The sequence below is a fragment of the Paenibacillus sp. yr247 genome (assembly GCF_900103825.1).
Taxonomy (GTDB): domain Bacteria; phylum Bacillota; class Bacilli; order Paenibacillales; family NBRC-103111; genus Paenibacillus_E.
The window spans coordinates 83,430-96,431 of the sequence record NZ_FNIF01000001.1 but is presented as its reverse complement, the minus strand read 5'-3'; the positions used below and the strand labels follow the sequence as shown (position 1 = coordinate 96,431).

Annotated in this window: 9 protein-coding genes; all 9 read right to left on the bottom strand. The window is 42.8% G+C overall.

What is annotated here, in order from left to right:
* Positions 1-42: 42 nt before the first annotated feature.
* The 9 genes from BLT91_RS00445 to BLT91_RS00405 all read right to left on the bottom strand — a co-directional run bounded on the left by BLT91_RS00445 (position 43) and on the right by BLT91_RS00405 (position 12,927).
* Positions 43-924, bottom strand: coding sequence for a carbohydrate ABC transporter permease (locus tag BLT91_RS00445; RefSeq protein WP_090815483.1), 882 nt, complete (start codon positions 922-924; stop codon positions 43-45).
* Between the two features lie 14 nt (positions 925-938).
* On the bottom strand, positions 939-1,895 hold the full coding sequence (locus BLT91_RS00440; protein WP_254776728.1) for an ABC transporter permease: 957 nt from the start codon (positions 1,893-1,895) through the stop codon (positions 939-941).
* Between the two features lie 152 nt (positions 1,896-2,047).
* Positions 2,048-4,321: a helix-turn-helix domain-containing protein gene (locus tag BLT91_RS00435; protein ID WP_090815481.1), complete on the bottom strand. Its 2,274-nt coding sequence runs from the start codon at positions 4,319-4,321 to the stop codon at positions 2,048-2,050.
* A 112-nt stretch (positions 4,322-4,433) separates the two neighbouring features.
* Positions 4,434-6,050, bottom strand: a complete 1,617-nt coding sequence (locus BLT91_RS00430) for an extracellular solute-binding protein (RefSeq protein WP_090815479.1) — start codon at positions 6,048-6,050, stop codon at positions 4,434-4,436.
* 36 nt (positions 6,051-6,086) lie between these two features.
* Positions 6,087-8,564, bottom strand: a complete 2,478-nt coding sequence (locus tag BLT91_RS00425) for a helix-turn-helix domain-containing protein (RefSeq protein WP_254776727.1) — start codon at positions 8,562-8,564, stop codon at positions 6,087-6,089.
* Between the two features lie 28 nt (positions 8,565-8,592).
* Positions 8,593-9,474, bottom strand: coding sequence for a carbohydrate ABC transporter permease (locus BLT91_RS00420; protein WP_254776726.1), 882 nt, complete (start codon positions 9,472-9,474; stop codon positions 8,593-8,595).
* A 10-nt stretch (positions 9,475-9,484) separates the two neighbouring features.
* Positions 9,485-10,339: an ABC transporter permease gene (locus BLT91_RS00415; RefSeq protein WP_254776782.1), complete on the bottom strand. Its 855-nt coding sequence runs from the start codon at positions 10,337-10,339 to the stop codon at positions 9,485-9,487.
* A 163-nt stretch (positions 10,340-10,502) separates the two neighbouring features.
* Positions 10,503-12,125 carry an extracellular solute-binding protein gene (locus BLT91_RS00410; protein WP_090815475.1) on the bottom strand — a complete coding sequence of 541 codons (1,623 nt, stop codon included), beginning with the start codon at positions 12,123-12,125 and terminating at the stop codon, positions 10,503-10,505.
* A gap of 301 nt (positions 12,126-12,426) precedes the next feature.
* Complete coding sequence (locus tag BLT91_RS00405; protein ID WP_090815473.1) at positions 12,427-12,927, bottom strand: hypothetical protein; 501 nt, start codon at positions 12,925-12,927, stop codon at positions 12,427-12,429.
* Between the last annotated feature and the right edge of the window lie 75 nt (positions 12,928-13,002).

Here is a 13,002-nt window from a genome sequence, read left to right as displayed (position 1 = left end):
TCCCCTATTCTATTTTATGTGATAAAAATTTTGAAAACCATTTCAACCTTTGACAGAGCCTAGCATAACCCCTTTGGCAAAATGCTTCTGCAGAAAAGGGTATACGATCAATATGGGGACAGTAGAGATGACAATAACAGCCATCTTAATAATTTGCGACGGCGGAGCAATATAATTCTGATCAAACTGGGTGGAATCGCCGATCCCTCCCTGAGATAAGATCACGATTTGCCTCAACCAAACTTGGATCGGCCACATTTTAGCATCATTGATGTACAAGATCGCATTGAAAAATGTATTCCAATGTCCTACGGCGTAAAATAAAGCAAATGTTGCCAGCACCGGTGCCGATAACGGGAGTACGATGCGGAAAAGCAATCCCAAATCGCTGCAGCCGTCGATCTTTGCTGCCTCTTCAAGACCTTCCGGTAATTGCCGAAAAAAGCTCACCACGACGATCAGATTAAAAGCGCTAATGGCATTGGGTATGAGAAGTGACCAGTAGCTGTTAAGCATTCCGAGCGATTTCACGACGAGAAAGGTCGGTAAAATGCCGCCGTTAAACAACATCGTGAATACAATAAGCATCATAAATGTCTTTCTACCGTCAAAGTCCTGTCTCGATAATGGATACGCCAGCAGCGACGTGAACAACAAATTAATAAATGTCCCCACAAGTGTAATTCCGACAGTAACAAGCAAACTCCTGATCATAATGCTAGTGGAAAATATGTATTTGTACCCTTCGAGCGAGAATGAGGTTGGGAATAGAATAAACCCGCGCCGTAGCACCTCCGCCGGTTCCGCAAATGAGACGGACACGATATAGATAAAGGGAATAATAGTTACCAAAGCAACTAAAATTAAAAATGTGTAATTGACACCGTCAAAAATACGGCTGCCTAAGCTTTTGTTGATCATCAGTAACCGTTCCTTTCTTAATACAAACCGCTTTCGCCGAATTTTTTGGCCATCCGGTTCGCACCCATAACAAGCATCAGTCCGATCAACGATTTGAACAATCCAACTGCGGTACTATAACTGAATTGGCCCTGCTGAATACCCACATTATAGACATAAGTATCGAATACTTCGCCTACATCGCGGTTCATTGCGTTTAGCATGAGGAAGATTTGTTCAAACCCGGTATCCAGGAAAGAGCCGAGTCTTAGAATGAATAGGATGACAATGACACTTCGTATAGCTGGAAGCGTGATGTGCCACAACTGCCGGAATCGGCCAGCGCCATCAATGGTAGCAGCTTCATACAACTGCTGATCGACCCCAGCCAATGCAGCCAGAAAGATAATCGTTCCCCAACCTGTTTCTTTCCAAACGACCTGCGAAACGATCATGGTACGGAACCATTCGCTTGAAATCAGAAATTCTACTTTAGGAAATCCCAACGCTGCAATCGCATCGTTGACAATCCCTCCTTCAGTCGTAAAGAAAATATAAGAAATCCCCACTACGACGACCCACGATACAAAATGCGGGATATAAATAATGGTTTGAATGGTGCGCTTAAACACTTCCTTCCTCAGTTCATTTAACAAGAGTGCCATGACAATCGGCAGCGGGAAAAAGAAAACTAAATTATAAAAAGCCAAGATGAGCGTGTTCTTGAAAAGCATTAAAAAAGAAGCATCAAAGAAAAATCGTTCGAAATGCTGAAACCCTACCCACTTGCTATGCAGCATTCCCAGTGTAGGCTGGTAGTTCTGAAAGGCGATAAGCAGCCCCCACATTGGCAAGTATTTAAACACAATAAAGTAGAGCATGCCTGGAATTGCCATCAGGTACAGCCATCTGTTTTTAATCAGCCTCGCTAATAACCTGTGGCGGGCATTGCTCCTGGCTGCCGCTTTGATCGGCGAAGAAATCAGTTCCACCATCCATTGTCCTCCTTGATTCGGTTGATAGCCTCAGATTACCTAAGCCGAAAGTTGCGTTCAATAATCAACAGCGCTCCACTTGCGATTTACGGAAAATATAGCTGCAAACTGTGCTTGATAATCACTAGCGTTCCTTAAGATAATCATTGGAATCAGCCTTTCTGTTCACACAGCTCTTTCAACTTCTGATCCCTGTATTGACCTGGTGTCATCCCCTCCAGCTTGCGGAACTGACGAATAAAATTTTGCGCATTCGTATATTGCAAACGTTCAGCTACTTCTGTAATCTTCATTTCTGTCCCACTCAGCCAGCTTTTGGCCATATCATGACGAAACCCTGCCAGATAGTCGCTAAAATTCATGCCGGTCTCCTTACGAAACATCCGGCGAATGTAATGTGTGCTGTAATTCAACCTCATCGCGCATTGCTCTAATGTGAGATCGCTGTCAAAATTGTCATGGATCAGATCCATTACGGAACGAGAGATGCTTTTACCGGAAAATTCATGCACATCTCGAGTTAACTTCATCATGGGGGCGATCATCTGCGACTTGAACCAATCTTCGATTTCTTCCGGCGTCTTCAAGTTGAATAACTGCTCATATTTATTTCGGTGATCCTGGGAAACCATGGTTCCAGCAGCACCCATGTCGTAAGCAAAGCGCACCAGATCTGTCAGAAGCATGGCAAATGACATCCGATAAAGAGTGGGTTCACTAGCCACCCTAAGCACTTCATGAATAAACTGATGAAGCTGTTCTCCGGCCTCGTCCTTATCGAGAAAGGTGATGGCTTGTGTAAGCTTCGACACCAGGTGATGCGGATAGTAATGCTGAGACGCCTGCTGCGGCTTCAAATCACCAATATGCAAAATGGCTTTTTCCCCAAGTCGAATCCGATATTGCAGTGCTTCTTTGGCTTCAAGAAATGCTTGCGGTGTTGCGTACATCATCTCATACGGACGACTGATCCCTACACTGACTTTGAGTCCCAAAAATTCATCAACAGCCCGCTGGACGGACTCAGCAAGACCGCTCAACTCACTCAGTAGAGCCCCGTGGCTCTCGGCATCGCTCCCGACCAATGTGACCTGATAATTACCTATAGGCATCGCATGAATGCGCTGCGGTGCCGGGATCAATTCGGAGGCTATATTGTTCATCGCAAACAATAGCAAATCCTGCTCATTGGCATCGTAACGCGTTTGCGCTAAGGTATCGATTTGTATGGCCAGAACCGCATATCGACGCCAAGCAGGCAGTTGAAACTGACTTGCTTTTCCCTCCAGCTCACTACGGTTCAACTCTCCTTGGAAGAGCTTTAACATGAAGTAGTCGACGAGTTGACCTGACTGCATCTTCATTTTCCCTTCCAGCTGTTCTTTCGATTGATGCAGCGAAGCGAACTGTGTACCAATCCACTGTAATTCGTCTTTAACTACCGTTTCATCACCGGATGGTTTGCTTTGCCTCATCGTGAATTCCATCAAGCTGCGTACAGGGAAATATATACGTTTTGAGCCCCAATAGGACAGCAAAGCAGTAAAAAGCAAAAGAAGCAGACAGGCTGTCAAAGTTGCCCATCCGATATTGGCAGACTCCTTTTTCGCTTCCTCTATGGGAATAATAGATACATAAGTCCAGTTATTGTACATAGATTGGTTGTAGACTACACTGTACGGCTTGCCAAGCGATGTGCTGTTAAAATACCCCTGAGTCTTGCCCGTGTTCCGCAGTTCTTGCGACCATGGTTCGGAGTTAACGCTTTGACCGATTCTCTTCTCATCGGTATGAATGATGATATTCATCTTGTCGTCAACAATCATCGTTTCCCGGGTCGAAAAGCCGCCTGTCAGCAGCTTCGCCAGCTCGATATTGGACACACGAACAGACAAATATCCCTTGGGATCTGCCGTCGTGGTTGGGATTGTCTTCACCAGCTTAATGCCTGCAAAAGCCGGATCCAACTCCGGGGACCAGCGGGAGTTAAATGCGGAGTCCAAAGAAAAGGATTTTTGGGAAGTATCCTTTCCAAAATAAAAGCCCCCGTCTTTGATATACCAATCATTCCGTAGACTATGCAATTCCACATCCTTAACACCCAACTCATAGGTTTGCACACCAAGAAGCCCTTTAACAAGCCAATCAATGTCCTGAAAGTCTTCAATTTCCATCCGTTTGGAGATGGAACCAACGACAAAAGGAGTTTCTGCATAGCGCCTAGATACTTGATCGATTACTTTTAAAATCTGCTCGACCCTACTTTGCGACTGCTGCAAAATGAAAATGTTTGCTTCATTGACTTTGGTTTGGACCGCAGAAGTGGATTGAAAGAAAGCGTATACACCCAGAAACAAAAGTGGAATCGTACTGATCAATGTAATGAATGTGATTAATCTGATGAAAAATGAGTATCGAGAGACCATATTTTCCTCCTCCAGACGCAGACGCTTTATTTAGTTCTCAAATTCGGAATAACGGAGGAACAGGGCTAACACATTGTCAATAGACGTTGCATTAGCCCTTTTATACAAACTCTTAACGCTTATAATATCGATCTAAAGCTGATTTCTGGATCTGTATGGCACGATCAATTTTGGATGCTTTGATTTTACTAACATAGTTTTTGAAGGCGTCCAAAGGTTCCACGCCAAGTATGATTTTCAACGACATCTCGTCAACAAGCGTCATGACATCGATCATGATGGAAGAAAGCTCTGCATTTTCTAATTCAGTCTTCGGTATTTGCGGCAGCACATAACGATCTACATCGGTATTCGACCAGATTTGAATGGCATTCCTTTGCTGGGGCAGTGTGTAATATTGCTCCAAATAACGAACGTCTTGGACGAAAGGACCAAAGTAACTAGCTCGGTTATACATCGAAAGAGCTTGAGATGGTGCGAGTTTATCGGGATTTCGCAAAATTAAATCCGTATATGTCGGGTATCCGCCTTTCATATTATAACTAATTCCCTCAATCCCGAAGTTGAATAGCATATGACCTTCGTCGCTATACCCGTAATCAAGCATCTTCGCAGCTGCTTCTGCGTTTTTGCTTTTGGTTGATATCGCAACCCCGCCAGTCCCCATATAAGCATAACTCCGTTGCCCAAACTTAGGCTTATCTCCTTTATTTAGCACTGGATATGGTGCGGGCCCGAACAAAGCATTCTTTTCTTTCTCCTGAACAATTGGCTGCCATTTTCCAATTCCTGCGCCAGCATTCCATATGGTTGCCCCGCTTCTTCCTGAAGTCATATTGGAATCCAGCGTTTTAGTATCAACCGTAGCGATATTTCTGTCAATCAATCCTTCTGCATACCATTTGCGAAATGTAGCGAGAAACTGTTTGTAACCCTCTTCCATAGGTCCAAACTTCACTTGGCTGTTATCCAAATAGAACCCTTTTTTTATCCCATAGGCGCCGACAAAACCACCGCTCTCAATGCCGAATAAAGGATTGGGAACTCCTAAGAATGTCAATGGAGCGGCGACTCCCTTTTTCTCTTTAAAAGCCTTTAAAACCGTATACCATTCCTCGATTGTTGTCGGCGTCTGCAGACCAAGCTCCTGAAGCCAATCTTGCCGAATAATGGGCCCCTGATAGGTCCGAAGCAGATCATCACCCCGTATGAATGGGAACACATAATAGCTGCCAGCGTCTGTTTTTATCTGTTTGTCTATTTCCGGATGTTCACTTAAATATTTTTTTAGATTCGGTGCATGCTTGTCTATAACATCATTCAATCTCAAAATATAACCGTCATTGATCGCTTTCTCAGGGCCTCCGGGGATGTTATCCCACTCATATTCCATCATATCCGGCAAATCACCTGACGCTAATAAAACATTCATCTCTTCTTTCGCTTGATTAGCTGGCGGTTGAATGAAGGTGAGCCTTACCCCCGTTCTCTTCTGCCATTCTTGGAAAAACGGTATATCCTGAATATTCGGTTTGACACTCGCCGCATTGCCGTTAAGTTCAGACCAATAGGATAGCGCCTTCTTGCCTTGATCAGATTGTTCTACCTTCCTCGTGTTTGAACTTGGCTCTGCAGGCTTTGCTGAGTTATTTTCAAAAGTACAAGCCGATAACAAAAGGGCAATTACCCACATCAGAATGATTGAGGTACTTATATGTCTTTTACTCATATGGTCAACCTCCATGGCCTGAATGCCAAACGTGAGTCAGTTCATTTCCTTGAATTTTCCAGGTGTAATTCCCTCATATTTTTTGAACACTCGAATGAAAGTTGCCACCTCGTTGTAACCCACATAATTGGCGATATCGGATATGGAATCTTGCTTATAACTGATCATGCGTTTGGCTTGTTGAATGCGAACTCTTGTCATGTAATCCAACAGGCCCTCACCCGTCTGATCCTTAAACAATTTAGAGATATAACTACCTTTTAACTCGAAGCGTTCACCGATTGTATTCACATTTAAATTAGAATCCTGATAATGCTCCTCGATGTAATGGGTTACTTTCGCTATAAGTTCACGCAGCGTCTCTGCACGTTCCTTGGACAAGTTTGTCTCCATTTTTGCCGTCGCAAACGCACATACCTCTTTGAGCAAGGTTTGGAGTTCTTGCTGCATTTCAAGAATGGTATCACAGGCGATGATCTTATCCATCCACAACGGATTGTCCCCCAAAATACGGCTGTCACCGTCTCCAAGTTCATTGATCGCCTTCACCATCGTACCGACAAAGTTGAAAATGAGGCATCTAGCCAAGGTCAGTGATACGAGGGGCTTATTAAAATTCCGTTCCATAATTTCGTTCATACTCGCCCGAGCCTGTTCAAAATCGCCAATTTTTATCAGATTGATAATCTGCTGCTCTACCTGAAGGGGATAATAATAGCCCCCCAGTTGCTGCTGATCCGTGGAATCGATCCGAATTTCATCGTAAGTAATAATCTCTCTTTTTCCCCGAACCATCTTATACTCCATAGCATCCAATGCCTCACTATACGCTTCAGCGACTCCAAACAGGGAGCCGTGTATACCACCGAGCGATACCGTAAGATCCATGCGGAATCGCATTAAAAACCGCTGTGCTTCTTTGGCAATCCAGTGGAGGTCCTGCTTCATTTCTGCCGCTTCGATATCTGCAAAATTCACTAGACAAACCATCATATCATCTACTTCAGCCACATAACCTGCATGCCCGCGATGCCCAACCAGCTCTTCCACGACATTGGTTATTATGAACTGAATCAGTTTTCTTCGTTCGTTCATATCCATTCCCGGTAAATTGGAGGAAAGGCTTTCCTGATTCTCAACAGCAAATAAAATGACCGCAAAATCAGTAGAGATTAAATCAATATGGAACGATTTGAAGGCCTCTTCATATGGAATCAGTGTATCCATCTTCCCTTTCAGGAGCCGATTCAACATATTGGAACGCAGCACGTGGTGATGGGATTGCAATTGCAAAGCAATTTTATCTTTTTCACTTCTCGTATGCGAAATGGCTCTTTGAATGAAGTTAAGTTCATTTCCATCTGACCGTTCCTCCATGGAATTCTTATCAGAAAGCGACTGAACCAACCGCTGAATGGGCGAATAATTGCGGCGCATAAAAAACCATGTCAGTACGCCTGCCCCCATTAAACTAATAATAATGCTGATATACGTAAATTTACGGACATATTCTGCTTTTTCCCAATATGTACGACTTGGTATAACTAGCACATATTTTAAATCAGATACCTCAGACTGCATATAAAATAGCTCTGAATCCCCATTTTTCGCCGGTGTTAGCATGACATGATCCTTATCCATCAATTGCTTTAAAATAAGGTTCTCATTGACCGACACTGGTAAATTGGAGAGAAGAACTTGATTATCATGATTAAGAATCAAAACTTGTCCGCCACTAAACCCGGAAATGCTTTCAATTGCTTTCTGGAATCTATCCATATCGGCCATTACGACAACAGAACCGGTTTGTTTGCCATTCAAATCCTTCGGCAGGTGGGCAATGTAAGCGATGGATGTTTGAGGAACAGCCTCATCTGCGCGTGGCAGTAATAGGAATTGGTTATTTGTTGCATTATGAATTGTATCTAACCACTGCTCATATCTTAGCTGTCCTGTATTATGAATCGTTTCATAAGCTGTCTTCATATCTCTGATATTGCCCGGACGCAGGATCGAGGATTCCTGATCCCAAGAGACATAAAACTCATCGATTGTTGCATAGGAGGTTTGGTACATCTTAAATTCTTTCACCAATTGAAAAGCGAGGAATTGATCCTCGTTTGAAGATAAGTTCGAGTACATGATGGTTCGAAGCTTTTCATTCCAAGTGATCTCCATATTCAATCGTTTCATTAAATCAATTTGATTGTCTATCGTATAACGGACTTGTTTTAATAAGGAATCATTGGCACGATGAATCTCACTCTTTAATGCCTCACTGGATTGCGCATATATAATCAAGCTCATCATCATCGGGACGAACAACACCGCGCTATATGAAATTAACCAAGTAAAAATAATGCTTTTTCGCTTCTGCCAAAGAAATCGGATCTTCAGTTGGATCTCCTCCCAATGATTGATGGATATTGGTCTGAAGGGAATGTCTCCACTTTCCTCTATTATACCTCTTAATGCAAGGGGAGGAATATCCAAAATGACAAAACCGATTGACAAAAACTCTATTCACCACCGCTACACGTTGTTACCCCTTCAAAGAACCTACCATAACCCCCTTTACAAAGTATCGTTGTACAAAAGGATAAATACAAAGTACTGGCAAAGTTGCTACGACAATCGTCGCATATTTAATCGTTTCACCGATCTGATGACGATCACCCGCATCCGCCCCAACAGACATTCCATCCGTAGAATTCGCGATCAAGATCTCCCTGAGCACAAGCTGTAAGGGGAACAAGTCCCTGCTTTTAATAAACACGGATGCATAGAACCAGGCATTCCATTTATCAACCGCATAATACAGAATCATAACAGCAATGACCGGCATGGAAAGCGGAATAATGATCTTGAACAAGATGGTGAAATGATTCGCCCCATCGATCTTGGCCGACTCCTCTAAACTATCGGGTACAGCCATAAATGCCGTACGCATGATAATTAAATTGAAAGTACCAATCGCAAATGGGACAATTGTAGCCCATAACGAATCCAGAAGGCCTACATTTTTTACAACCAGATATAAAGGAATTAAACCGCCATGAAAGAACATGGTGAAAACGATGATGATCATAAATACTTTATTCCAAATCACATTCTTCCTTGACAGCACATAAGCCCCCAACGCTGTCATCATGAGATTCACCGTTATTCCGGCCACGACGATAAACAGTGTGTTTCTGTAGCCAATCAGAATACCTGGATTTTTCATTACACCTTTGTATGCTTCTATGCTGAATCCCAGTGACTTATATAGCATTCCCTTATGGGCCACAAGCTGACCTGCCTCACTAAAGGATGCCAAGATCACATAGATCAGCGGATATAAAGTGACAACCACTAGGACGATTAGAACAAGATGTATGCCGATATCGAAAAATCTTTCAAGAATACTCGGTCCTCTATTCATTGGGTTCACCTCACCATAAGCTGCTTTCATTTACTTTGCGGCTGATATAATTGGCTGAAATCAGTAAAATGAGATTGATTAAAGAGTTAAATAAGCCTACTGCTGCGCTGTAGCTCCATCCGAATTCAAGCAATCCTTTACGGTAAACGAAAGAAGATATGACATCCGCCGTTTCATACGTGACCGGATTATAGAGGAGAATAATTTTCTCGAATCCGACATTTAATAAATTCCCCATTCGCAAGATGAACATGATGGCGATCGTTGGCATGATGCCAGGCAGTGTAATATGAATGATCTGCTTCCATCGACTTGCTCCGTCCATGCGAGCTGCTTCATACTGCTCCTGATCGATACTCATTAATGCAGCAATATAAATGATGGACTCCCAACCAATACGCTGCCAAATCTCCGATAGGATATAAATGGGACGGAATAAATCAGGCTTCTGCAGCATCGCTTGGCCATCATACCCAAAAGCCATAATAATCTTATTGATCACACCATCGGCATTGGTAAAATCGGTGATAATTCCACAAATAACAACAAGCGAAATAAAGTAAGGCATATACGTAATCGTTTGAGCCACACGCTTGAACATCTTACTGCGTACTTCATTGATTAACAACGCCAGAATAATAGGCGCCGGGAATTCAAATATCAACGAGTACAGACTAATGACACTCGTATTCTTTAAAATACGCCAGAAGTAAAAACTGCTGAAAAAATCTTGAAAATGTTTAAATCCAACCCATTCGCTGCCCATGATTCCTTTCATGGGCGAATATTCTTTGAAGGCAATAAGCGCGCCATACATCGGGGCATAATGAAAAACAACATAATAGGCAAGTACCGGAACCATCATCAGATACAAGTACTTATTCAATATAAAATCACGGACATATCGATTTATGCCCGGTTTTTTCTTTACTATTTCAATACGCTTAAGTGGTTGCGTATTCTCCATCATTCCCTCACCTCATTCTGAATGGATGGAGAGGACGGGGCCCTCTCCACTCAACTCCTCATTATCTTTTGTTATAACGATCCAAAGCTGCCTTTTGAATTTCAATAGCGCGATCCAGTTTCAAGGACTTCATTTTCTCCACATATTTTGGATATTGATCTACAGATTCGGTTCCCAAAACGACTTTCAACGTCATTTCATCGACTAGGGTGTTGACGTCATTCATGATTTTAGCATACTCTGTACTCTCTTCCGGCGTTGGTGTAAGCGGCGGCAGACTGTATTTGTCCACATCCGTTTTCTTCCAAATATTGATAGCGTCACGCTGGGTTGGCAAAGCAAAGAATTGCTCTGCATATCGTTTATCTTGGATAAACGGACCGTTATAGCTGCCGCGAACATACAACGACATCGCTTGCGCCGGAGCCAATTTATCCGGATTTTTCATTAATAAATCTGTATATTTCGGATAACCGTTTTCTAAATTATAGCTGACGCCTTCCGTACCGAAGTTGAAAAACATCCTTCCTGCTTCACTATATCCATAATCCAGCAGCTTCGTCGCTAATTCAGGATCTTTCGCTTTAGTCGTAATGGCGACGATACCCCCTGAAGAATAAGGTTTATCCTTCTGACCAAATTTAGGAAAGTCTCCTTTTTTCAATACCGGGTATGGAGCTGCGACCAATTGAGCTTTCGGATCTTTTGCTTGGACTATCGGCTGCCATTTCCCAATACCGCCTCCGGCATTCCCAATACTTGCGCCTGTGCTGGCTGAAGCGAAGTTTCCATCCAGGGCTTTCGTATCTACGGTGGCTATATTTTTATCTATCAAGCCCTCTTTATACCATTTTTGGAACAAGGCCAGATAATCTTTGTATCCGCTCTCAGCCGGACCGAATTTGATTTGTCCATTTTCCAAATAGAAATTGCGGTTAACCCCAAAAGCCCCTAGAAACGCGCCATTACCAGAGTCATTGAAAAAGTTCGGTTTACTAATGAAAGAAAGAGGTGCAGCTGCTCCTTTCTTTTCTTTAAACGCTTTAAGAGCAGTTGTCCATTCATCAATCGTTTCCGGTACAGGAAGACCTACCTCATCTAGCCAATCTTTGCGAATAATTGGGCCTTGGAATACTTGAAGATACTCATCTCCCCGAATGAAAGGAAACGCATAGTAGCTGCCGTTATCGGTTTTTACCATTTTGTCGATTTCAGGATGCTCTTTCAAATATTTCTTAAGGTTCGGCGCATGCTTATCGATCAGATCATTCAGTTTAAGAATGTAACCGTCTTTAATGGCTTTCTCAGGTCCACCCGGGAACGAAAGAAAGTTGTATTCGATCATATCCGGCAAATCTCCGGACGCCAGCATCACGTTTAGCGCCTCTTTCCCTTGACCCGACGGCGGTGCAGAGAATTTGAGCGGCACACCTGTCTTTTTCTGCCACTCTTGGAAGAAGGGAACTTCATCATGTGTTGTTTTAACACCTGTTAAATTGCTAACGATCTCGCCCCAATACGTCAGTGTCTTATTCGTTTTGATTGGGTATGTCGTTACGGTGCTGTTTGCGGCTGGCGATTGCGTTTCTTTCGTTGAATTAGGTGCAGTTTGCGTCTGAGAGGAACAAGCAATCATTGTACCCATCATCAAGACAGTCATCGTAGAAGCTAATATTTTCTTCATTCATTGACCCTCCAGTTATTTTATGGTGAGATGCATCTCTTACCTAAGACTACTGGATAGTCTCTGAATTCCATATGCGTAAAAACAATAAACCAGTTGTGATTTTATAATTGAAAACTGATGATTTCTCAAAAGCAATGGCCTAAAACTACAATTTGCCGAAATAAATAAAAAAAACTAGCGTAAAATTACCGCTAGTCCTTGGTCATAACTATTATTTATTGATGGGATCCCTCCTGCTTCGCGGCTTTCCAAATGTAAGTCTAAAGGCCGGGTGGCTTTCCCAATTAGCTTAGTATAATCAGAGTACTATCTTTTTTAATAGATCTTCTACTTTTGCTTGCATGGATAGCATAGTTGTTTTCCTATATTGAATACCAAGCCGAAGCACCTTCAATTGCTGTCTACGGGAAAGCCTTCGAAAACGGGGTTCCCGTTTCAGAAAAGTACGAATGATAGACCAGCTGTTGACTGCAATCCGATCCGGTTTGAGGTAAGGAACATCATAAGGTAGTTGTCGTTTGCGGAAGCGATCTAATATTTTTCCAACGCTTGCTGAAATCTTGCTTTCATCGACAAGACAAACAGCACTACTTTTATTTGTGTGCTTTTTGAGGAAATCGAAATGTTGATGTCCGCCTTGGATGATGTAACCACCCTCTTTTCTGCTTTTACGCACGACCAATAGGTGCATAAGATCCTGTGCAACTTTTTTTAACTCCTTCTTACGTAGTGAGGTCTTACTGATGATACTTTCCGGCTTAATCTTACTTAGAGGTATATATTGCACTGTATATCTCAACTGTACCCCTCCTCGTCACACCATTGCTTAGTTATAACAGTGTATGTGTTTAGAGTAATAGAGATGCTTGCGGGT

What these genes read in the sequence shown, in the direction of transcription:
- BLT91_RS00430 (WP_090815479.1), bottom strand. Translation starts at nt 6,050, where the DNA reads ATGAGTAAAAGACATATAAGTACCTCAATCATTCTGATGTGGGTAATT.
- BLT91_RS00440 (WP_254776728.1), bottom strand. Translation starts at nt 1,895, where the DNA reads ATGGTGGAACTGATTTCTTCGCCGATCAAAGCGGCAGCCAGGAGCAAT.
- BLT91_RS00410 (WP_090815475.1), bottom strand. Translation starts at nt 12,125, where the DNA reads ATGAAGAAAATATTAGCTTCTACGATGACTGTCTTGATGATGGGTACA.
- BLT91_RS00415 (WP_254776782.1), bottom strand. Translation starts at nt 10,339, where the DNA reads ATGATGGTTCCGGTACTTGCCTATTATGTTGTTTTTCATTATGCCCCG.
- BLT91_RS00435 (WP_090815481.1), bottom strand. Translation starts at nt 4,321, where the DNA reads ATGGTCTCTCGATACTCATTTTTCATCAGATTAATCACATTCATTACA.
- BLT91_RS00420 (WP_254776726.1), bottom strand. Translation starts at nt 9,474, where the DNA reads ATGAATAGAGGACCGAGTATTCTTGAAAGATTTTTCGATATCGGCATA.